Genomic DNA, 21865 nt, shown 5'->3' with positions numbered 1-21865 from the left:
AAGCAAAGGGACGTCCCATGTCGAAGATCAAGGTAGCCAACCCCGTCGTCGAGCTGGACGGCGACGAGATGACCCGGATCATCTGGGATTTCATCAAGCAAAAGCTGATCCTGCCCTATCTCGACATCGACCTGAAATATTACGATCTGGGCATCGAAGAGCGTGACCGCACCGAGGATCAGATCACCGTCGATGCCGCCCATGCGATCAAGGAATACGGCGTCGGCGTGAAATGCGCGACCATCACCCCGGACGAGGCGCGGGTCGAGGAATTCGGCCTGAAGAAGATGTGGCGCAGCCCCAACGGCACCATCCGCAACATCCTGGGCGGCGTGATCTTCCGCGAGCCGATCATCGCCCGCAACGTGCCGCGTCTGGTCCCGCACTGGACCAAGCCCGTCGTCGTCGGCCGTCACGCCTATGGCGACCAGTACAAGGCCACCGATTTCCGCTTTCCCGGCCCCGGCAAGCTGACCATCCGCTTTGTCGGCGAAGATGGCGAGACGATCGAGCGCGAGGTCTTCGACGCCCCGTCCTCGGGCGTGGCGATGGCGATGTACAACCTGGACGACTCGATCCGCGATTTCGCCCGCGCCAGCATGAATTACGGGCTGCTGCGCAAGTTCCCGGTCTATCTGTCGACCAAGAACACCATCCTCAAGGCCTATGACGGCCGCTTCAAGGATCTGTTCCAGGAGGTCTACGAGGCCGAGTTCGAGGACAAGTTCAAGCAGGCCGGCATCACCTATGAGCATCGCCTGATCGACGACATGGTGGCCTCGAACCTGAAATGGAACGGCGGCTATGTCTGGGCGTGCAAGAACTATGACGGCGACGTGCAGTCCGACACGGTGGCGCAGGGCTTCGGCTCGCTGGGGCTGATGACCTCGGTGCTGATGACCCCGGACGGCAAGACCGTCGAGGCCGAGGCCGCCCACGGCACCGTCACCCGCCACTATCGCGAGCATCAGAAGGGCAACGAGACCTCGACCAACTCGATCGCGTCGATCTATGCGTGGACGGGCGGGCTGAAGCACCGCGCCAAGCTGGACGACAACGCGGCGCTGATGACCTTCGCCGAGACGCTGGAGAAGGTCACCGTGCAGGCGGTCGAGGATGGCTACATGACCAAAGACCTGGCCCTGCTGGTCGGGCCGGACCAGAAATGGCTGTCGACGATGGGCTATCTGGAAAAGGTCGACGAGTATCTGAACAAGGCGCTGACCTGAGATTTCAGTCGGCTGAGTGACAAGAGAGGCCGGGCCATCGCGCCCGGCCTTTTGATGTGTCGGGGTTGGCGGGACTGTTTCTAGCGTCTTAACCCCTCAAGCACTAAATCGCGGCTCACTCGTCTGCCCCATGGCTCGCGCCCTGTTCTCGCGAAGGCTTCCAGCACCATCGCGCTTCACGCCCTTGGCTGCCTCTGGCCTCAGACCCCCGCCCGGCGATCCCGTCCGTCGCTAGCTCCCCCCGCGAATAATCCACCCGCCCCTTCCCCTGCGGGGTCCGGCACGCTATCTGACAGCGGATAACGCCCGATTCCCCGTTTCATCCCCCGGACCGGAGCCTGCGCCATGAAAGCCGCTGTCATCACCTTCCCCGGATCGAACTGCGACCGCGACCTGCGCGTCGCGCTGGCCGCCGCCGGCGCCGAGGTGGCGCAGGTCTGGCACAAGGACGACGCGCTGCCCCCCGGCACCGATCTGGTCGCCGTCCCCGGCGGGTTCTCCTTTGGCGACTATCTGCGCTGCGGCGCGATTGCCGCGCAATCGCCCATCGCCCGCGCGCTGCGCGCCCATGCACAGGCGGGCGGCTATGTGCTGGGGGTCTGCAACGGCTTTCAGGTGCTGACCGAGCTTGGCCTGCTGCCCGGCGCGCTGATGCGGAACTCTGGCCTGACTTTCATCTCGCGGCCGGTGGGGTTGCAGGTGGTGACGACCGACAGCGCCTTTACCCGCGGCTATCAGCAGGGGCAGACGCTCTCGATCCCGATTGCCCATCACGACGGCAACTACCAGATCGGCCCCGAGGGGTTGCAGCAGTTGCAGGATCAGGACCGGATCGCCTTCCGCTATGCCGATCCGGTCAACGGCTCGGTCGGGGATATCGCGGGCGTGCTGTCCGAAAACCGCCGCGTGCTGGGCATGATGCCCCACCCGGAACGCGCCGTGGACCCCGCCCATGGCGGCACCGACGGCACCGCGATGTTCGCGGGGCTGGTCGATTCGCTGCAAGCGGCCTGAGGCCGGGCGCCGGGATCGCCGCCGCGCGTGGACCGCAGCCGCGTGAGCCATAGCCGAGCCTGGGAGACCCGCACCCGCTTTCCTCGCAGCGCCCGCGCCAAGTCGCGCGAAACCCGCATGGCCGACACCCGCTTGGCACCGGCGTCCGCTGATCCTAGATTGGTGCGATTGGCCCACGCAGCAAAAGGTTTCTCTTGCCCCTGACCCCGCCACAGGATGATCGCCCCGCGCGCGGGGTCGAGGGCGATGCTGCGGCGAACCCCTGGCTGCTGCGGTTTGCGCTGGCGATCCTGCTGCTGCTGGCCGGGACGGTGATGTGGTCCAGCAGCGCCTGGCTGACCGAGCGCTATTCCGAAAACACCCGCGTCCGGGCCGAACTGCGCGGGACGCTGTATTCCGGGCAGTTGCAGTCGGAACTGCAGCGCAATTCGGTCGTGCCGATGATGCTGGCGCGCGACCCGGCGCTGATCTCGGCGCTGTCCTCGGGCGATTTCGCCACCACCTCGGCAAGGCTGATCACCGCGCAGAAGGAAATCGGGGCGGCTTCGATACGGCTTCTGGATGCCTCGGGGCGGACGGTGGCGGCGACGGATCGGCAGATTCTTGGGGCGAATTTCGTGGCCGCGCCCTATTTCGTCGATGCCATGCGGTCGCGCGACACGGTGTTCACCGTCTCGCCCTCGGATCATGGCGGCTTCGACTTCACCTATTCCCGCGTCATCGCCGACAGTTCGCGGACGCTGGGGGTGATCGTCGTCGGCACCGATCTCAGCCGGCTCGAGCAAAGCTGGGCCGGGATTTCCGACGCGGTGGCGGTGACGGATTCGACCGGGCAGGTGATCCTGTCGACCGAGGGGCGCTGGCGCGGGCTGCCGCTGGACGAGGCGCTGGCCCTGCGGCCCGCGCCCAACGCGATCGAGCGCGCCTTTCAGGTCACCAGCGACTGGACGACCCCGCCCGGCGATGCTTGGGTCAAGGGCCGCGCAGTGATGCAGACCGAAACCCGCATCCCCTTCCGCGGCTGGCGGATGTACAGCTTTTCGACCTATGAATCCACGCGGGAACGGGTCTTTGCCGTGCTGGCGATGGAGGCCACGGGCTTTGCCATGCTGGCCGCCGCGATCTTTTATGTGCTGTCGCGGCGCGCGCAGCGGCGCTCGGTCGCCTATATGCGCGAATCGGCCGATCTGCGGGCGCTGAACGCGCGGCTGACCCGTGAAATCGCCGAACGAGAGCGGATGCAGCGCGAATTGCGCGTCGCCGAACAGACGGTGCAGCAATCCTCGAAACTCGCGGCTTTGGGCGAGATGTCGGCGGGCGTCAGCCACGAGCTGAACCAGCCCCTCGCCGCGATGAAGACCTATCTGGCCGGCGCGCGCCTGCTGCTGGATCGCGGCCGGTCCGAGGAGGCGCTGTCCAGTTTCCAGCGCATCGACGATCTGGTGGACCGCATGGGCAGCATCACCCGGCAACTGAAATCCTATGCCCGCAAGGGTGGCGAGGCGTTCGAACCGGTCGATCTGCGGGCCGGTGTATCGAACGCGCTGACCATGATGGAGCCGCAGCTGCGCGCCCGCCCGGTGCGCATCGTGCGCAACCTGCCGCGCCGCCCGGTGATGGTCTATTGCGACCGCATCCGGCTGGAACAGGTGATCATCAACCTGCTGCGCAACGCCGTCGACGCCACCAAGGGCGTTCGCGACGCAAGGATCGAGATCGGGATCGAAACCGGCGCCAATGCCGTTGTCACCGTGCGCGACAACGGGCCGGGGGTCAGCGATCTGGACAATCTGTTCGAGCCGTTCTTCACCACCAAGAAACCGGGCGAGGGCACCGGGCTGGGGCTGGCCATCTCGTCCGGGATCGTGTCCGATTTCGGCGGCCGCCTGACCGCCCATAATGCCGAGGATGACGGCGGCGCGGTGTTTGAACTGGTCCTGCCGCTTTATGATCCGGCCAGCCGGGGTGCGCCCAGCACGCTTGCGGCGGAATGAAAAGGAATGACAGCATGAACAAGACCCTGCGCATCGCCATCGTGGACGACGAACCCGATATGCGCGAATCGATCAGCCAGTGGCTGGTCCTGTCGGGGTTCAACACCGTCACCTATCCCTCGGCCGAAGAGGCGCTGAAAGAGATCGGACCGGACTGGCCGGGGGTCGTCATCTCGGACATGCGGATGCCGGGGATGGACGGCATGGCGTTCCTGAAACGCCTGATGAGCATCGATTCGGCGCTGCCGGTCATCATGATCACCGGTCATGGCGACGTGCCGATGGCGGTCGAGGCGATGCGGATCGGGGCGATGGATTTCATGGAAAAGCCGTTCAAGCCTGACCGGCTGACCGAACTGGCCAAGAAGGCGACGCAGACGCGGCGCATGACGCTGGACAACCGCGCGCTGCGCCGCGACCTGTCGGAAGGCCAGCAGGTCATGTCCAAGCTGGTCGGCCAGTCGGCGGCGATGGAAAGGCTGCGCGAGGATATCCTCGATCTCGGGCAGGCCGACGGCCATGTGCTGATCGACGGCGAGACCGGGACCGGCAAGACGCTGGTCGCCCATGCGCTGCACGCCGTCGGGCCGCGCGCCTCGCGCAAATTCGTGCCGGTGGCCTGCGCGGCCTTTGACGCCGAAAAGCTGTCGGCGCGGCTGTTCGGCCCGGCCGAGGACATGATCCCCGCCGTGGAAGAGGCGCGGGGCGGCACCCTGTGTCTCGAGGATATCGAGGCGCTGCCCGACGCGCTGCAGGCCCGGTTGCTGGGCTTCATCGCCGATCAGGCCAGCCCCGCCGAGACCCGCATCATCGCCATCTCGAACGCCCGTGGCGATGGCCGCAAGCCCGAGGATCTGCTGCGCCCGGACCTGTTCTATCGCCTCTCGGCGCTGCAGATCACGGTGCCGCCGCTGCGCGCGCGGGGCGAGGATATCCTCGCGCTGTTCACCCGCATGACCGAGCAATTCGCCGATGAATATGGCTGCGAGCCGCCGCAGGTGAACGCCCAAGAGGCCGCGCAGCTTTTGCAGGCACCGTGGCCGGGCAATGTCCGCCAGCTGATCAACGTGGCCGAACGCGCGGTGCTGCAGAACCGCCGGGGCAGCGGCTCGATCACCTCGCTTCTGATGAGCGAGGGCGACGAGGATCAGGCCCAGGCGACCACCACCGAGGGCAAGCCGCTGAAGGAATATGTCGAGAGTTTCGAGAAGATGCTGATCGACAACACCATGCGCCGCCACAAGGGCAGCATCGCCGCGGTCATGGACGAATTATGCCTGCCGCGCCGGACGCTGAACGAAAAGATGGCCAAGTATGGGCTGGCCCGGGGTGACTATCTCTAGGACGTTTGGTCGCAGCCTGACGCAGTTTGGCATTGAACTTTCGGGTCCTTCCCCCTTATGTTCGGGTTATGCGCGTGATTTCAACCGCCGGTTGATCGACGTCGCCATCAGTTTCGCAGCGAAGCGGACAGCTAAACCATGCCCGTCCTTCGCCAAGAAAACCGCCCCTTCAGCGCATCCGCGCGGGGCTGACACAAGCTGCTTCGCGGTTCTGCCCGAAGCCAAGAGGTAACAGACGCGATGCAACGCGCGCGACAGAATCAGGCCGAACTGCAGCGGGGCCACCCCGCTGTCAGGGCCTTGGTCGCCGCCACCGCGTCCCCATCACATCGCAGCCGACCCCTGCCGCCGGTCCCCCGTCGGCACGCTTCGCTGCGCGAAAGTATCAACAATGGCAAAGAAAATGCTGATCGACGCGACGCATCCCGAGGAAACTCGGGTCGTCGTGGTGGACGGAACCAAAGTCGAGGAATTTGATTTCGAGACAGTCAACAAGCGACAGCTTGCTGGCAATATCTACCTGGCAAAGGTGACGCGGGTCGAACCCTCGCTGCAGGCCGCCTTTGTGGATTACGGCGGAAACCGGCATGGTTTCCTGGCCTTCGCGGAAATTCACCCCGATTACTACCAGATCCCCGCCGCCGACCGTCAGGCGCTGCTGGACGAGGATCGCGCCAATGCCGAGGCCGCCGAGGCCGAGGAAACCGCCCGCGAAAACGGCTCGTCGCGCCGCTCGCGCCGCCCCGCGCGGGCCGAAAAGGCCGACAAGCGCGATCCCGCCGTCTCGTCCGACGATGTGCCGGGGATGCAGGTCGTCGATCCCGGCGCCGAGGATTCGGCCCCGGTCGAAGGCGCCGAGGATGGCGATTCGGCTGACGACCGGAATGGCGACGACTCGCGCCATGATGGCGGCAAGGGCGACCGCGGACGCGGCCGCGACAATGCCGACCAGAAGGATGACAGCATCGAATCGGTCGCTGACGAAGATGTGACCGAAGAGATCAACCCGCCGCGCAAGGCCCGCGCCCGCCGCTACAAGATCCAGGAAGTGATCAAGGTCCGGCAGATCATGCTGGTCCAGGTGGTCAAGGAAGAACGCGGCAACAAGGGTGCGGCGCTGACCACCTATCTGTCGCTGGCCGGGCGTTACTGCGTGCTGATGCCCAACACCGCGCGCGGCGGCGGGATCAGCCGCAAGATCACCAACGCCGCCGACCGCAAGAAGCTGAAGGAAATCGCGGGCGAGCTGCGCGTGCCGCAGGGCGCCGGGCTGATCATCCGCACCGCCGGCAGCCAGCGCACCCGGACCGAGATCAAGCGCGACTATGAATATCTGATGCGGCTGTGGGAGCAGATCCGCGAGCTGACCTTTGCCTCGGTCGCGCCGGCGCCGATCTATGAGGAAGGCGACCTGATCAAGCGCACGATCCGCGACCTCTACAGCCGCGAGATCGACGAGGTGCTGGTCGAGGGCGAGCGCGGCTACCGCGTCGCCAAGGACTTCATGAAGATGATCATGCCGTCCCACGCCCGCAACGTGAAGCACTATACCGACCAGATGCCGCTGTTCGCGCGCTATCAGGTCGAGGGCTATCTGGCGGGCATGTTCAACCCGGTCGTGCAGCTGAAATCCGGCGGCTATATTGTCATCGGCGTGACCGAGGCGCTGGTCGCCATCGACGTGAACTCGGGCCGGGCGACCAAGGAAGGCTCGATCGAGGACACGGCGACCAAGACCAACCTCGAAGCCTGCGACGAGGTGGCGCGGCAGCTGCGCCTGCGCGACCTGGCCGGGCTGATCGTCATCGACTTCATCGACATGGACGAGCGCAAGAACAACGCCGCCGTCGAAAAGCGGCTGAAGGATCGGCTCAAGACCGACCGGGCGCGGATTCAGGTCGGCCGCATCTCGGGCTTTGGCCTGATGGAGATGAGCCGCCAGCGCCTGCGGCCGGGGATGCTGGAATCGACCACGCAGCCCTGCGCGCATTGCCACGGCACAGGGCTGATCCGGTCCGATGACAGCCTTGCGCTGACCATCCTGCGCGCCATCGAGGAAGAGGGCACCCGCAAGCGCACCCGCGAGGTTCTGGTCAAGGCCCCGGTCGCGGTCGCGAACTTCCTGATGAACGCCAAGCGCGAGCATATTGCCACCATCGAGGCACGTTACGGCATGTCGGTCCGGGTCGAGGCTGATCCGGTGCTGATCTCGCCCGATTTCGCGGTCGAGAAGTTCAAGACCGCCACGCGGCAGGTGGCAGAAGTCACCAGCCCCGTCGTCTCGGCCACCGCGCAGCTGATGGCGCAGATCGACGATGACGACGAGACGGATCTCGAGGATGAGGACGACACGGCTACCGCCGAAAACGGCGATCAGGACAGCGACGATTCGGGCGATGACAGCGAGTCGGGCCGCGAGAACGGCGATGGCAGCCGCAGCAAGCGCCGCCGCCGCCGCCGTCGCGGCGGTCGCAGTCGCGGCGATGGCGAGAACGGCAATGGCAGCGATCAGGACTGCGACGACAATGGCGACGACAGTGACGAGACCGAGAACGGCGACAGCCGTGACGGTGCCGCGCGCGAGGTAGCTGACAGCGACGCGGGGACCGAGGCCAAGGCCAAGGCCGACAGCAAGCCTGCCGCCAAGGCCGAGCCGCAGCCCTCGCGCAGCCGCAGCCGCACCCGGACCCGCCCGACCAGCAAAGCCGCGACGGACGCGCAGACGCAAAGCGCGGATGATAGCGACAAGGCGGATGAGGGCAAGCGTGGCGAGGACGCGGCGCAGACGGACGCTGTGTCGGCACCTGAGCGTGATGACCGCGAGCAGGCGGCTTCGGTGAAGGAAGCAGCTTCGACCGACGCCAAGCCGGAGGCGGCCGAGGACAAGCCTGCCGACGCTGCGCCAAAGGCGCAGCAGGCAGACGATACGCCCGCCGCTTCGGAAGCCGAGGAAAGCGCCAAGCCTGACGCCGAGCTTGCGGTCGAAGAGAACGCCTCGACCGACGCTGAACCCGAGGCCGCTGACAGCGCCGAAGCCGACGCCGAAGCCGAGGCCGCTGACAGCGCCGAGGCCGCCACAGGCGACGGGGTCAAGCCGGAACACATGGCCGAGGCCGACGAGCCCGCCGAGGCCGATCAATCCAGCCAGCCCAAGCGGCGCGGATGGTGGTCGGTCGGCTGATCCGCGACCAGATCAGACCCTGGCAAGGCCCCGCCACACTGGCGGGGCCTTTTGCGTTTCGACCGCCCGCGCCCTCTCCAAACGCGACTGTGACCGACTGTCCTCTGGCCTTGCGCCGCGGATCGGGGCTAGTGTCCCGCCATGTTCGGAGTTGACCTGATAGACGCGGCCTTCATGCCCGCTGCCCTTGTTGCGCTGCTGGCCGGCGTGGTGTCGTTTCTGTCGCCCTGCGTGCTGCCCATCGTGCCGCCCTATCTGGCCTATATGACCGGGGTCGGCGTCAACGGGTTGAAGGCGGGCGAGCGCAGCGCGGTGCCTGCCGCGCTGATGTTCGTGCTGGGGCTGTCGACGGTGTTCCTGATCATGGGCTTTGCCGCCTCGACCTTCGGGCGCATCTTCCTTGACTATCAGACCTGGCTGGCGCGAATCGCGGGCGTGGCGGTGATCGTCATGGGCCTGCATTTCCTGCATGTCTTCCGCATCCCGATCATGGACCGGGAAGCGCGGCTGGAAACCGGCGATCAGGGCGGCTCGGCGGTTGGCGCCTATGTGCTGGGGCTGGCTTTTGCCTTTGGCTGGACGCCCTGCATCGGGCCGCTGCTGGGCACGATCCTGTCGCTGGCCGCCACCGACGCCAATGCGACGCGCGGGACAGCGCTGCTGGCGGTCTATGCGCTTGGCCTTGGCATCCCGTTCCTGTTGTCGGCGATCTTCATCAACCGCGCCATCGGGCTGATGAACCGGATCAAGCCGCATATGAAGATGATCGAGCGGGTGATGGGCGTGCTGCTGATCGCCGTGGGGCTGATGCTGGTCAGCGGGCGCATGGCGGACCTGTCCTATTGGATGCTGGAAACCTTTCCCGGCCTCGCCACTCTGGGCTGATCGCTGCGCCTAGCGCCGCACATTGCGGCGCAGATCGGCCAGCGTGATCGCCCGCACTGCAAAGCTGATCAGGAAATAGACCCCGGCGCCGGCCAGCACCAGCAGCGCCAGTTCCGGCAGGCGGGCCATGCCCACGCGGTCGGTCCAGCCGTTCAGCACCCACAGCACCCCCGCCATCACCGCCGAAGACAGCACGATGCGCGGCGCGACCCGGCGCAGACGGGCATCCCACCGTGTCGCCTGACCCATGTCCTGCGTCCCCCACCAAAGCTGCACGACCATGAACCAGCTGGCTACCGTGGTCCCGATCGCGGCGGCCAGAAAGCCGATAAAGGGCATCAGCCCAAAGGCCACGACGGCGTTCACCAGCATCGAGATCAGCGCGAATCGGAACGGCGTGCGCGTATCCTCGCGCGCGAAATAGAGCGGTTGCAGGATCTTCTGCATGACAAAGGCCGGCAGGCCGAGCGCATAGACGACCAGCGCGCGCGACGTCTGCAGCGTGTCGAAGGCGTCGAAACGCCCCCGCTCGAACAGGGTCGAGACCATCGGCCCGGCGATCACCGCGATGGCAAATGCGGCGGGCAAGGTCAGGAACAGCCCGAACTCGGTCGCGCGGGACAGCGCCTGCTGGCCGCCCGCCTCGTCCCCGGCGCGCAGGCGGCGCGACAGTTCGGGCAGCAGCACCACCGCCACCGCCGCCCCGACCACGCCCAGCGGGAGTTGATACAGCCGGTCCGAGGCCGAGAGCCAGGAAATCGCCCCCTCGAATTGCGAGGCGACCTGACGGCCGACCAGCAGGTTCACCTGCACCACGCCGCCGGCAAAGACTGCGGGCAGGGCGATGGTCAGAAGGCGCCGCATGTCGGGCGTCAGCCGCGGCATGGTGGGCCGAAAGCTCCACCCCGTGCGATGCGCGTCCCACCAGACCAGCCCAAGCTGCGCCAGCCCGGTGATGGGCGTGGCCCAGGCCAGCGTCAGCCCCAGATCCCAGCCCTGCCAGCGGCCCAGCAGCATCGCCACCACGAACAGCAGGTTCAGCAGCACCGGCGCCGCCGCCGCCGCCGTGAAGCGGCCATTGGCGTTCAGCACCCCGCCGATCATCGAGGCGAGCGAGATGAGCAGGATATAGGGAAAGGTGATGCGCGAATATTGCACGGCAAGGGCGAACCGCTCATCCCCGATGAAGCCCGCCGCCATCGCCACCACCAGAAGCGGCATGGTGATCAGCGCCACCGCGCAGAACAGGATCAGCACGAAGCCGAGGCCCGAGAAAGCATCGCGGGCAAAGGCCTGCGGTTTGTCGCCCCCTTCCAGCTTTTTGGAAAACAGCGGCACGAAGGCGGTGTTGAACGCCCCTTCGGCGAAAAAGCGGCGGAACATGTTGGGCAGGGACAGCGCGACCTGAAACGCGTCCATGACCGGGCCGGTGCCCAGCCATGCGAACATCAGCATGTCGCGGACAAAGCCGGTCAGCCGGGACAGAAAGGTCCAGCTGCCCACGGCCAGAAAGCCGCGCACGAGTCCAGTCTTCATCGGCTTACGCTCCTGCCCGTTCTGCGCCTTCGCGGATCGCCTGCCGCAGTTTCTGTTCCAATGCCTCGCGGCGGGCCGGCTGAAGCAGCTTCAGCCCGAACGCATCCTTGACATAGAATGTGTCCACCACCTGCGCGCCATAAGTCGCAATGACCGCGCTTGCAATCTGGACATGGTTCGCGGCCAGCGTCCGGGTCAGGTCATGCAGCAGGCCGGGACGGTCGCGGGTGTCGACCTCGATGATGGTATAGATGTCGCTGCCGTCATTGTCGAAAGAGACATGGGTCGGAAAGCGGAAGGCCCGCTCGCGCTTCTTCAGCTGGTCGCGGTCGGCAAAGGCGTCGCGGGTGACGACCTCGCCCTTCAGCGTGCGGTCGATCATCTTGCGCAGGCGCGGCAGGCGCTCGACGTCATAGGGATGCCCGCCGGCATCCTGCACCCAGAACACCGCCGTCGCAAAGCCGTCCTTCGACGTATAGGTCCGCGCATCGACGACATTGGCCCCGACCAGCGCCAGCGCCCCGGCCAGCCGCGAGAAGATGCCGGGATGATCGACCAGCGCAAAGGCCGCGCGGGTGGCGTCGCGGTCAGGGTCGGGATGCAGGTCGATGCGGATCTCGTCATCGCCCAGACCGCGCAGCAGCCGGGCAAAGACGGCGTGGGTGTCGGTCGGCAGGCCTTGCCAGTAATTCGCATAATGGCGGCCGGTTTCGGTGCGGATCGCCTTGGGGTCCCAGCCCTGCGCGATCAGCAGATGGCGCAGCGAGCGCTTGGCGTCCTCGCGCCGCTGATCGCGGCTCAGCGCCTCCATCCCGTTTTCCAGCACCGTGACGGTCTGTTCGTAAAGCTGGCGCAGCAGCACGGCCTTCCAGTTGTTCCAGGTGCCGGGGCCGACGCCGCGGATGTCGCAGACGGTCAGCACCAGCAGCAGATCCAGCCGCCGCCGCGATTTCACCGCCTTGGCGAAGTCGCGGATGGTCCGCGGGTCCGAGATGTCGCGTTTCTGCGCCACGTCCGACATCAGCAGATGGTTGCGGACCAGCCATTCGACCGTCTCGACCTCATCCGCGGGCAGGCCCAGGCGGCCGGTGACGCGCCGCGCGATCTGCGCGCCGAGGATCGAGTGATCCTCGGGCCGGCCCTTGCCGATGTCGTGCAGCAGCACCGCCAGATACAGCACGCGGCGGTTCAGGGGCGCGGCGGTGATGCGGCTGGAGATCGGCAGATCGTCGGCCTCTTGCCCCTGCTCGATCTGCGACAGGGCGGCGATGCACTGGATGGTGTGTTCGTCGACGGTATAGTGATGATAGACGTTGAACTGCATCATCGCGACGATGGGTTCGAATTCCGGGATGAAGGCCGACAGCACGCCCAGCTCGTTCATCCGCCGCAGGGCGCGTTCGGGATTGCCGTGTTTCAGCAGCAGGTCCAGGAAGATGCGCACCGCCTCGGGGTTCTCGCGGGTGCGGTCGTCGATCAGGTCCAGATTGGCGGCGACCTGCCGCATGGTGTCGGCATGGATCAGGATGCCGGTGCGCAGCGCCTCTTCGAACAGGCGCAGGATGTTCAGCGGGTCTTTCAGCGCGGTTTCGGGGTCTTCATAGGCCAGCCGTCCGGCCTGCTCGGTAAAGCCCGGCCGCAGCCGGCGGCGGCGGCGAAAGATGCGGTTCAGCAGCGGTTGCTGAAAGACGTGGTGCTGTTCCAGCGCGGTCAGAAAGACCCGGGTCAGGTCGCCGACGCGGGTGGCGTGGCGAAAGTAATCCTGCATGAACAGCTCGACCGCGCGGCGGCCGGGGCGGTCCTCATACCCCATCCGCCGGGCCACCTCGACCTGCATGTCGAAGCTGAGCACATCGGTCAGCCGCCCCGCGATCAGGTGCAGGTGGCAGCGCACGGCCCACAGGAAATCCTCGGCCTGCCAGAAGTTCAGATGCTCGTCGCGGCTGAAGAACCCCAGATCGACGAGCTGCGCGGCGCGCTCGACCCGGTGGATGTATTTCGCGATCCAGTAGAGCGTCTGCAGGTCCCGCAGCCCGCCCTTGCCCTCTTTGACGTTGGGTTCCAGCACATAGCGCTGCCCGCCCTGCCGCTTGTGGCGGGCGTCGCGTTCGGCCAGCTTTGCCTCGATGAATTCAGGGATGGTGTCGGCGAACAGGTCCGACCACAGCCTTTCGCGCAGATCCTCGGCCAGCACCGCCTCGCCCGCGATCAGGCGGTGTTCGACCAGCGAGGTGCGGATGGTCATGTCCTGCCCGCCCAGCCGCAGGCAATCGTCGATGCTGCGGATGGAGTGGCCCACCTTCAGCCGCATGTCCCACATCATGTAGAGCATGGATTCGACGACGCTCTCGGCCCAGGCCGAGGTCTTGTAAGGCGTCAGAAACAGCAGATCGACGTCGGAATGGGGCGCCATTTCCGCCCGCCCATAGCCGCCGACGGCCAGCACGGCCAGGTGTTCGGCCTCGGTCGGGCTTTGGCTGGGATGCAGCTGCGTGGTGGCGACGTGGTGGATGGCGATGACGACGGCGTCGGTCAGGCTGGCGATGGCGCGGACGGTTTCACGCGCGGCGCGGGGATGGGTGGCAAAGCCCGCGACGATGTCCGACAGCGCCGCATCGCGTGCGGCCTGCAGCGTGGCCACCGTCTCGGCCCGGATGGCACGGGCGTCGGGCAGGCCCGACAGGCGCTGATCGAGCGCGGGCAGAAAGCGGTCGGGGTCGAATATGGAATGCGCCCCGGGCAGGGCCGGGGCGCTTTGCGGCAGATTATCTTCGGCCGGGGTCAAGATCAGAAGCCGAACCCGCCGAAGCTGCGCGGGGCCGGATCGATGACGACGACCCTGCCGTTGTTGATCGTGGCGATGGCCATGCCGCGCTCATTGGTGCCGTTGGCGCGAAGCCGGAAGACGCCATTGACGCCCGAGAACCCGGCCGAGCGGGTCAGCCCGGCGGTGTTCACCGCGTTCTTGTTGCCCGACCCGACCAGCGCCGCGATGGCCGCGACCCCGTCATAGCCCAGCGATCCCAGCTCGTGCGGGGCCTCGCCATAGGCGCTGCGATAGCGCGCCGTGAACTGCGACTGCAGCGCGGTGTCGGGCAGCGCAAACCAGCCGCCCTGAACGCCCGGCAGTTGCAGACGCGCCGCCGGCGTGTCCCAGCGGGTCAGCCCCATCATCTGCGCCGTGCGCGAGGTGACGCCCGCGGCATAGAGCTTGTCGGTCAGATAGGGCAGCACCGCCTGCTGGTTCGCGGTCATGAAGATGGCGTCGATCTGGCCAGATTTGGCAGCGGCGCTGATCGCCGGGATGACGGCGTCGATCCCCTCTTGCGACAGTGCGTGCTGCTGGCGGCCGGTCAGGGTGGCGCCGTTGCGCGCAATGGCGCTCTGGATGGCGCCCGCGCCGATCTGGCCGGCGGGATCGTTTTCATAGATCATCAGGAAGCGGCGAAGCCCCTGCCGGACACCATAGCTGACCAGCCGGTCGGCGACGTTCTGGAAGGTGTTGCCCAGCACATAGACGTTGCCGCCCGCGATGTCGGGGTTGTTCGAGAAGGAGAGGACGTTGAGATTGTTGTCCTTCACCGCCTTGCCGACGGCATTGGCGGATTCCGCGAACAGCGGCCCGAGGATGATCTTGGCGCCCTCGGCGGCGGCCTGTTCGGCGGTGCTGACGGCCGAGGCTTCCGACGGAGTGGTCTTGTAGACGCGCAGATCGATCCGCGCCCCGCGCGCATCCGCCGCCGCCATCCGGGCCGAGTTCGCCAGCGACCGGCCCAGCCAGTCCAGATCGGCGTTCCCGGTGTCGCCGGGGACCAGCAAGGCGACCTGAACCGGCTGCGCGGGGTCGATCTGCGGCCCGATGCCGGGCCCTGCGCGCCCGAGGCCGGTGGGCGCACAGGCGGCCAGGGCGGCGCCGACCCCCAGGACACCTGCAACCTGAAGCGCCCGGCGGGTGATTCGCTTGGCAAAGCTGAGCATGACGGTGATTTCCCTATGTCCCGAGTTGTGGCAAGTCTGGCTGTTGCTGCAGGTTATTCATTCGCCCCCGCCTTGGCAACGCGAGGCACCCAAGCGCAGGAGCGCCCCGATGACACCCCTCGACCGACATCCCCAGGTGCTGCCAGCGAGGATCGAGGCGACGCCGCTCGACCCCGGGCTCTACCTCGTCTCGACCCCCATCGGGACGGCGCGGGACATCACGCTGCGCGCGCTTGATGTGCTGAACGCGGCGGATGTGCTGGTGGCCGAGGATACGCGGACGCTGCGGCATCTGCTGAGCATCCACGGCATCCCGCTGCAGGGCCGGCGGATCATCGCGATCCATGACCATAACGAAGAGCAGCAGGCGAACACGGTGCTGTCCCTGATCGAGGCGGGACAGTCCGTCGCCTATTGCTCCGAGGCCGGAACGCCGCTGGTCGCCGATCCCGGCTTTCGGCTGGCGCGGCATTGCATCAGCCAGGGCGGCCGCGTCCACGCGGTGCCCGGCCCCTCGGCCATCCTTGCCGCTCTGGCGGTCGCGGGCCTGCCGAGCGACCGTTTTCTGTTCGCCGGCTTCGCGCCCCAGCCCAAGGCAGCAAGGCGCGACTGGCTGGAAAAGCTAATGGCGACGGATGCGACGGCCATTATCTTCGAAAGCCCGCGGCGCATTAAGCAAACATTGGAAATTTTGTGCGAGATTGACCCGAATCGCCTTACAGTGGTGTGCAGGGAACTGACGAAGAAATTTGAAGAGGTGTTTCGCGGTCCCGCCAGCGAGGTCATGCAGCAAATTCCGCAGGCGGGGCTGCGGGGAGAGGTCGTGTTGCTGATCGACCGGGCCGGCGCCACGGTCGTGGATGAGGGCGATCTGGAAAGCGCCCTGAGAGGCTTGCTTGACGAGATGTCTCTGCGCGACGCGGCGGCGGTGGTGGCGGAACGATACGGGATACCGAAGCGAGAGGCGTATCAACTGGGCCTCTCCATCGAAAGGGAACGGTGATGCAACTGGCATTCGATTTCGACAGGGTGGCGGTGATGCCGGTGATCCTGCCGACAGACGCGCGAAAGCGACTGCCGGCTGTGCCCAAGACCCGGAAGCCGTCCGCGAACCGGCAGGCGCGGGGGCGAACCGCCTATCAATCCGGCCTGCTGGCCGAGGGGGCCGTTGCCGACCGCTACACGCAGGCGGGGTATGACTTGCTGGCGACGCGCTGGCGCGGAAAGGCGGGAGAGGTGGATCTCATCCTGCGCAAGGATGGCATCCACGTCTTTGTCGAGGTGAAGGCGGCGCGCGATTTCGACCGGGCGGCGCTGCGATTGAATCGACGGCAGATGGACCGCATCTGCCTCGCGGCCTGCGAATATTGCGGCAGCCTGCCAACCGGGCAGTTGACCGCCATGCGGCTCGACGCGGCTCTGGTGGATCAGTTCGGCCGGGTCCAGATCATCGAAAACGCCTTCTGCGCGGATTGACGAGCTCTGAAGCGGGTTGAACTGCGACGCCGTTCGTCCGACAAGTCGGCAACCAGCAAAAGGATGCCGCCATGAGCCTGAATGTCGCCCTGCAGATGGACCCCATCGAGCATGTCTCGGTCGATGCGGACAGCACCTTTCGCATCGGGATCGAGGCTCAGGCGCGGGGGCACCGGCTGTTTCAATATACCTTCGACCGGCTGAGCTATGATGAGGGTCGGGTGAAGGCCGTGGGCCGGCCGGTGTCGTTGAAGGCCGAGCAGGGCAATCATGTCGACTTCGGCGAGTGGCAGACGGTCGATCTCGGCCGCTTCGATGTGGTCTGGCTGCGTCAGGACCCGCCCTTTGACATGGGCTATGTCACCTCGACCCATCTTCTGGACCGGGTCAGCGAGGATGTGCTGGTCGTCAACGATCCGTTCTGGGTGCGGAACTGCCCGGAAAAGCTGATGGTTCTGGATTTTCCGGAGCTGACGCCGGCGACGCTGATCACCCGCGACCTCGACCTGATCCGCGAGTTCAGGGCCCGCCACGGCGACATCATCGTCAAGCCGCTTTACGGGAATGGCGGGGCGGCGGTGTTCCATCTGCGGCCCGAGGACCCGAACCTGTCGGCGCTGATCGAGTTCTTCGGCGGCGTCAACCGAGAGCCGGTGATCGTGCAGCGCTATCTGGCGGCGGTATCCAAGGGCGACAAGCGGATCATTCTGGTCGACGGCGAGGCTGTCGGCGCGATCAACCGCGTTCCGGCCGCGGGTGAGGCGCGGTCGAACATGCATGTCGGCGGGCGGCCCGAAAAGACTCAGTTGACCGAGCGCGAGCATGAGATCTGCGAGATCATCGGGCCGACGCTGCGCGAAAAAGGCCTGCTGTTCACCGGCATCGACGTGATCGACGGCTGGCTGACCGAGATCAACGTCACCTCACCCACCGGGCTGCTGGAACTGGAACGGTTCGACGGGATCAACGCGGCTGCGCTGATCTGGGACGCGATCGAGGCGCGGCTGGAGAAGCGCCGAATCCGAGACTGAAGACGAGGGCCGAGGTGAAGTCGAAGCGGGCCGGGCCGGTCAGCCGGATTCCGTTTTAATTCCGAATCTTCGCCCCCCGCTCGTCGGCCATTATGTCCCCGTCGTCGATGGGCATGCGCAGCGTGTCGAGATCCGGCGGCTATGCCCGTGCTCAGCGTCGCATGTGCGGCTTCAAACACCACCGAGAAACTCCACGGCCTTGACCACCCCTCACCCACCCGGCAGGAACGGCAGCCGAAAGCTGATCGCCTCGGCGAGGTGGTCGCTGTGGACCTTGTCGCTCTCGGCGAGGTCGGCGATGGTGCGGGCGGTGCGCAGGATGCGGTGATAGCCTCGGGCGGTCAGGCCGAGGCGGTCGGCGGCGCGGCGGATCAGCTCTCGCCCGTCGGCATCCGGGGCGGCGATCTGTTCCAGCAGCGGCGGGGGGGCGTCGGAATTGGTTCGCAACACGCGTCTGCCCTCGGTCAGCCCCGAGAATCGCTTTAGCTGCACGCGATGCGCGGCGGCGACGCGTGCGGCGACCTCGGCGGTCGTCTCACCTGCGGGCGGCAGGTCGAGATCGACCATTCCCACCGCCGGCAGTTCCAGCCGCAGGTCGAATCGGTCCATCAGCGGCCCTGAAACGCGGCCCAGATAATCCTGACCGCAGACCGGCACCCGCGCGCAGGCCCGCGAGGGGTCGGCGAGGTGACCGCAGCGGCAGGGGTTCGCCGCCGCCACCAGCAGGAAGCGGCAGGGGTAGCGGATATGGGCGTTGGCGCGGGCGACGACGACCTCGCCGGTTTCGATGGGCTGGCGTAGCGTGTCCAGCACCTGGCGCGAGAACTCGGGAAACTCGTCCATGAACAGCACGCCGTTATGCGCGAGGCTGATCTCGCCCGGACGCGCGCCCCGTCCGCCGCCCACGATGGCGGCCATCGAGGCGGTGTGGTGCGGGTCGCGGAAGGGCGGCTGACGCGGGATGCCGCCGTTTTCCAGCAGCCCGGCCAGCGAATGGACCATCGAGGTCTCCAGCGCCTCGGCCGGGCTCAGTTCCGGCATCAGGCCCGGCAGCCGCGAGGCGAGCATGGATTTGCCGGCGCCGGGCGGGCCGATCATCATCAGATGGTGGCGTCCCGCGGCGGCGATTTCCAGAGCCCGCTTGGCGCGTTCCTGCCCGCGCACGTCTCGCAGATCGCCGGGGCGTGGGGGCGCGGCGACCTGACCCGGAAGCGCCGGGGTCAGGGGTGCGCGTTCGGCCAGATGGTCGAGGACCTGGCGCAGATGGCTTGCGGCAAAGACCGGGACGCTGCCCACCCATGCCGCCTCGGCGCCGCAGGCGGCGGGGCAGATCAGCGCGCGTCCATCCTCGGCCGAGGTCATGGCGGCGGGCAAGGCGCCGGTGACGGGGGCCAGTCGCCCGTCCAGCGCCAGCTCGCCCAGCGACACCACGCCCTCCAGCGATTCGGCGGGCAGCAGCTCCAGCGCCGCCAGCACGGACAGCGCGATGGGCAGGTCGAAATGCGAACCTTCCTTTGGCAGATCGGCGGGCGAGAGGTTCACCGTGATCTTGCGCGAGGGCAGCGCGATGGCGAGTGCGCCGAAGGCTGCGCGGACGCGCTCGCGGGCCTCGGACACCGCCTTGTCGGGCAGGCCGACGATGGTAAAGCCGGGCAGGCCGTCGCTGACCGCGCTCTGCACCTCGACCAGGCGGCCCTCGATCCCCTGAAAGGCGACCGAATATGCGATTGCGACCATACTCTACCCCGTTTCGCCGCACGCTAGCGCGGCATTGGTTAACGGGCGGTTAACCGGGACCGGGCATCGCTTCCTTGCCGTGGCCGGGCCAGTCGCATATCTGCGAAGGGCAGCATGATGGGGGCGCGAATGCAGGGCAGCCGGATTCTTCTGATCATTGGCGGCGGGATCGCGGCCTATAAATCGCTGATGCTGATCCGCGAGCTGCGACGGCTGGGGGCCGAGGTGGTGCCGGTGCTGACCCGCGCGGCCGAGCAGTTCGTGACGCCGCTGTCGGCGGCGGCGCTGGCGGCGCAGCCGGTTCACCGCGACCTTTTCGACCTGACGCGCGAGGCCGAGATGGGCCATATCCAGCTGTCGCGCGACGCCGATCTGGTGGTGGTCGCGCCGGCGACGGCCGATCTGATGGCCAAGATGGCCAATGGTCATGCCGACGATCTGGCCTCGACCCTGCTGATGGCGACCGACAAGCGGGTGCTGATTGCGCCCGCCATGAACGTGCGGATGTGGCAGCATCCGGCGACGCAGCGCAATCTGGCGACGCTGCAGGGCGACGGGGTGCTGGTGGTGGGGCCGGATGACGGCGACATGGCCTGCGGCGAATACGGGCCCGGCCGGGCGGCGGAACCCGAGGCAATCGTCGAGGCGATCCGCGAGGCGCTGAGCCTTGCGCCGCCCTCGAAACCGATAGCCGCCCGCGACGATGCCGCGCGCCCCGCGCCCTTGCGGCTGGGGCCAGAGATCAAGGTCGGGCCGCTGAGCGGGCGGCATGTGGTCGTGACCTCGGGGCCGACGCAGGAACCGATCGACCCGGTGCGTTTCATCAGCAACCGCTCCTCGGGGGCGCAGGGGACGGCCATTGCCGCGGCGCTGCGCGATCTGGGGGCGCGGGTCAGCTTTATCACCGGCCCGGCCGAGGTTGCCGCGCCGAACGGCGTCGAGGTGATCCGGGTCGAGACCGCGCGCCAGATGCGGGACGCGGTCGAGGCCGCGCTGCCCGCCGATGCCGCCGTCATGGCGGCGGCGGTGGCCGATTGGAAGGTCGCCAACGAGGCCGACCGGAAGATGAAAAAGGACGGTTCGGGCCGGATGCCGGTGCTGGAATTCACCGAGAACCCGGACATCCTCGCCTGGGTCAGCCGCAGCGGCCCGGACCGTCCGCGTCTGGTCGTGGGCTTCGCCGCCGAAACCGACGCCGTGGTCGACAACGCCACCGCCAAGCGCCGCCGCAAGGGCTGCGACTGGATCGTGGCGAACGACGTCTCGACCGGCAGCGGCACCTTTGGCGGGGCCGACAACACGGTGACGCTGATTTCGGAAAGCGGGGCCGAGGCGTGGCCCCGGATGAGCAAAGAAGAGGTCGCCCGCAAGCTGGCCGGGCGCATCGCAGAGGCATTGGCATGAGAGATTATCTGGACTGGAACGCCACCACGCCGCTGCGCCCCGAGGCGCGGGCGGCAATGCTGGCGGCGATGGACCTGACCGGCAATCCGTCCTCGGTCCATGCCGAGGGGCGGGCGGCCAAGATGGCGCTGGAGCGCGCGCGCGAGGAACTCGCCACCGCGCTGGGGGCCGAGGCGGCGGATGTGGTCTTTACCTCGGGCGCGACCGAGGCGGCGGCGATGGTGCTGGCCGGGCAGGATATTGCCTGCGCCCCCGTCGAGCACAGCGCGGTGAAGGCGTGGTGCGAGGAGAGCCTGACGGTCGACCGGCACGGCATCGTGACTGTCCCCGACCCGGTGCGGGCGACGCTGCAACTGGCCAATAACGAGACCGGCGTCATTCAGGATCTGCCGCAGGGGCTGGCCTCCAGCGATCTGACGCAGGCTTTTGGCAAGATCCCGCTGGCCTTCGACTGGCTGGGCATCACCGCCGGTTTCGTCAGCGCCCATAAGCTGGGCGGGCCAAAGGGCGTCGGGGCGCTGATCCTGAAAAAGGGCCACGATATCACTGCCCGCATCCGTGGCGGGGGTCAGGAACAGGGCCGGCGCGGCGGGACCGAGAACCTGATTGGCGCCCTGGGATTCGCCGCCGCCGCCACCGCCAGCCTGCGCGATCTGGATGCGGGGCTGTGGGAACAGACCGAAAAGCGCCGCGATCTGCTGGAGGCGCGCTTGCGTGACGCAGCGAAATCGACAATAATTGTCGGAATTGGCGCGCGGCGCTTGCCGAACACGACCTGTCTTCTTACATCAGGCTGGAAAGGTGAGACCCAGGTCATGCAGATGGACTTGGCTGGCTTTGCGATCTCGGCGGGTTCAGCCTGCTCGTCGGGCAAGATCAGGGCCAGTGGCACGCTGCAGGCGATGGGTTTCGATGACGAGCTGGCGCAGTCCGCGATCCGCATCTCGATCAGCCCGATGGTGGGCGACGATCAGGTGAACCGATTTGCGGATGCGTGGGAAAAAGCGTATTCACGCTGGCGCGACAGGAATGGTCAGGCTGCGGTTTGGGCATAGGA

15 protein-coding genes are annotated in these 21865 nt (G+C 67.0%); 11 read left to right on the top strand and 4 right to left on the bottom strand.

The annotated features are described in order from the left end of the window. Nucleotides 1-17 precede the first annotated feature (17 nt). The 6 genes from CYR75_RS11575 to CYR75_RS11550 all read left to right on the top strand — a co-directional run bounded on the left by CYR75_RS11575 (nucleotide 18) and on the right by CYR75_RS11550 (nucleotide 9646). On the top strand, nucleotides 18-1229 hold the full coding sequence (locus CYR75_RS11575) for an NADP-dependent isocitrate dehydrogenase (RefSeq protein WP_101500174.1): 1212 nt from the start codon (nucleotides 18-20) through the stop codon (nucleotides 1227-1229). A 345-nt stretch (nucleotides 1230-1574) separates the two neighbouring features. Next, on the top strand, nucleotides 1575-2243 hold the full coding sequence (gene purQ, locus CYR75_RS11570; protein WP_101500173.1) for a phosphoribosylformylglycinamidine synthase subunit PurQ: 669 nt from the start codon (nucleotides 1575-1577) through the stop codon (nucleotides 2241-2243). 200 nt (nucleotides 2244-2443) lie between these two features. Next, a complete protein-coding gene (locus CYR75_RS11565) occupies nucleotides 2444-4237 on the top strand; it encodes a sensor histidine kinase (RefSeq protein WP_404825373.1) in 1794 nt (597 codons plus the stop codon). A gap of 14 nt (nucleotides 4238-4251) precedes the next feature. Continuing rightward, complete coding sequence (locus tag CYR75_RS11560; RefSeq protein WP_101500172.1) at nucleotides 4252-5580, top strand: sigma-54-dependent transcriptional regulator; 1329 nt, start codon at nucleotides 4252-4254, stop codon at nucleotides 5578-5580. A gap of 391 nt (nucleotides 5581-5971) precedes the next feature. After that, on the top strand, nucleotides 5972-8761 hold the full coding sequence (locus CYR75_RS11555) for a ribonuclease E/G (protein ID WP_101500171.1): 2790 nt from the start codon (nucleotides 5972-5974) through the stop codon (nucleotides 8759-8761). A gap of 141 nt (nucleotides 8762-8902) precedes the next feature. Beyond that, nucleotides 8903-9646 (top strand): cytochrome c biogenesis CcdA family protein, encoded by a 744-nt coding sequence (locus tag CYR75_RS11550; protein ID WP_101500170.1) that lies wholly within the window; start codon nucleotides 8903-8905, stop codon nucleotides 9644-9646. Between the two features lie 9 nt (nucleotides 9647-9655). Here CYR75_RS11550 and murJ read toward each other — a convergent pair whose 3' ends face one another. From murJ to CYR75_RS11535, 3 genes are read right to left on the bottom strand one after another with little or no spacing between them, the layout of a single operon-like run. Beyond that, on the bottom strand, nucleotides 9656-11182 hold the full coding sequence (murJ, locus tag CYR75_RS11545; RefSeq protein ID WP_101500169.1) for a murein biosynthesis integral membrane protein MurJ: 1527 nt from the start codon (nucleotides 11180-11182) through the stop codon (nucleotides 9656-9658). A 4-nt stretch (nucleotides 11183-11186) separates the two neighbouring features. Further along, nucleotides 11187-13967, bottom strand: coding sequence for a [protein-PII] uridylyltransferase (locus CYR75_RS11540; RefSeq protein ID WP_225972708.1), 2781 nt, complete (start codon nucleotides 13965-13967; stop codon nucleotides 11187-11189). A 2-nt stretch (nucleotides 13968-13969) separates the two neighbouring features. Then, nucleotides 13970-15160 carry a penicillin-binding protein activator gene (locus CYR75_RS11535; protein ID WP_101500168.1) on the bottom strand — a complete coding sequence of 397 codons (1191 nt, stop codon included), beginning with the start codon at nucleotides 15158-15160 and terminating at the stop codon, nucleotides 13970-13972. A gap of 109 nt (nucleotides 15161-15269) precedes the next feature. On the opposite strand from CYR75_RS11535, the gene rsmI reads away from it, so the two are divergent. The 3 genes from rsmI (at nucleotide 15270) to gshB (ending at nucleotide 17667) form a co-directional block, all read left to right on the top strand. Continuing rightward, entirely contained in the window at nucleotides 15270-16163 is an 894-nt protein-coding gene (gene rsmI, locus CYR75_RS11530) for a 16S rRNA (cytidine(1402)-2'-O)-methyltransferase (RefSeq protein WP_101500167.1), read from the top strand. Continuing rightward, nucleotides 16163-16636: a YraN family protein gene (locus CYR75_RS11525; protein ID WP_318778985.1), complete on the top strand. Its 474-nt coding sequence runs from the start codon at nucleotides 16163-16165 to the stop codon at nucleotides 16634-16636. Before rsmI ends, CYR75_RS11525 begins: the two co-directional genes overlap by 1 nt. A gap of 71 nt (nucleotides 16637-16707) precedes the next feature. Continuing rightward, a complete protein-coding gene (gene gshB, locus CYR75_RS11520) occupies nucleotides 16708-17667 on the top strand; it encodes a glutathione synthase (RefSeq protein WP_101500166.1) in 960 nt (319 codons plus the stop codon). A gap of 210 nt (nucleotides 17668-17877) precedes the next feature. Here the strand turns inward: gshB and CYR75_RS11515 are convergent, their stop codons facing one another. Further along, nucleotides 17878-19404, bottom strand: coding sequence for a YifB family Mg chelatase-like AAA ATPase (locus CYR75_RS11515; protein WP_101500165.1), 1527 nt, complete (start codon nucleotides 19402-19404; stop codon nucleotides 17878-17880). A gap of 114 nt (nucleotides 19405-19518) precedes the next feature. Between CYR75_RS11515 and CYR75_RS11510 the strand changes: the two genes are divergently transcribed. Further along, nucleotides 19519-20808 (top strand): bifunctional phosphopantothenoylcysteine decarboxylase/phosphopantothenate synthase, encoded by a 1290-nt coding sequence (locus CYR75_RS11510; protein WP_225972707.1) that lies wholly within the window; start codon nucleotides 19519-19521, stop codon nucleotides 20806-20808. Further along, nucleotides 20805-21863 (top strand): cysteine desulfurase family protein, encoded by a 1059-nt coding sequence (locus tag CYR75_RS11505; RefSeq protein ID WP_101500163.1) that lies wholly within the window; start codon nucleotides 20805-20807, stop codon nucleotides 21861-21863. The genes CYR75_RS11510 and CYR75_RS11505 overlap by 4 nt, the downstream gene beginning before the upstream one ends. Nucleotides 21864-21865 lie beyond the last annotated feature (2 nt).

This window comes from Paracoccus jeotgali (genome assembly GCF_002865605.1).
In the GTDB taxonomy this organism is placed as follows: Bacteria; Pseudomonadota; Alphaproteobacteria; order Rhodobacterales; family Rhodobacteraceae; genus Paracoccus; species Paracoccus jeotgali.
The sequence above is the reverse complement of the archived record's forward strand: the minus strand, read 5'-3'. Positions and strand labels throughout refer to the sequence as shown.

What these genes read in the sequence shown, in the direction of transcription:
- murJ (WP_101500169.1), bottom strand. Translation starts at nt 11,182, where the DNA reads ATGAAGACTGGACTCGTGCGCGGCTTTCTGGCCGTGGGCAGCTGGACC.
- CYR75_RS11525 (WP_318778985.1), top strand. Translation starts at nt 16,163, where the DNA reads ATGCAACTGGCATTCGATTTCGACAGGGTGGCGGTGATGCCGGTGATC.
- CYR75_RS11560 (WP_101500172.1), top strand. Translation starts at nt 4,252, where the DNA reads ATGAACAAGACCCTGCGCATCGCCATCGTGGACGACGAACCCGATATG.
- CYR75_RS11515 (WP_101500165.1), bottom strand. Translation starts at nt 19,404, where the DNA reads ATGGTCGCAATCGCATATTCGGTCGCCTTTCAGGGGATCGAGGGCCGC.
- CYR75_RS11555 (WP_101500171.1), top strand. Translation starts at nt 5,972, where the DNA reads ATGGCAAAGAAAATGCTGATCGACGCGACGCATCCCGAGGAAACTCGG.
- CYR75_RS11535 (WP_101500168.1), bottom strand. Translation starts at nt 15,160, where the DNA reads ATGCTCAGCTTTGCCAAGCGAATCACCCGCCGGGCGCTTCAGGTTGCA.
- rsmI (WP_101500167.1), top strand. Translation starts at nt 15,270, where the DNA reads ATGACACCCCTCGACCGACATCCCCAGGTGCTGCCAGCGAGGATCGAG.
- purQ (WP_101500173.1), top strand. Translation starts at nt 1,575, where the DNA reads ATGAAAGCCGCTGTCATCACCTTCCCCGGATCGAACTGCGACCGCGAC.
- CYR75_RS11510 (WP_225972707.1), top strand. Translation starts at nt 19,519, where the DNA reads ATGATGGGGGCGCGAATGCAGGGCAGCCGGATTCTTCTGATCATTGGC.
- gshB (WP_101500166.1), top strand. Translation starts at nt 16,708, where the DNA reads ATGAGCCTGAATGTCGCCCTGCAGATGGACCCCATCGAGCATGTCTCG.
- CYR75_RS11505 (WP_101500163.1), top strand. Translation starts at nt 20,805, where the DNA reads ATGAGAGATTATCTGGACTGGAACGCCACCACGCCGCTGCGCCCCGAG.
- CYR75_RS11575 (WP_101500174.1), top strand. Translation starts at nt 18, where the DNA reads ATGTCGAAGATCAAGGTAGCCAACCCCGTCGTCGAGCTGGACGGCGAC.
- CYR75_RS11550 (WP_101500170.1), top strand. Translation starts at nt 8,903, where the DNA reads ATGTTCGGAGTTGACCTGATAGACGCGGCCTTCATGCCCGCTGCCCTT.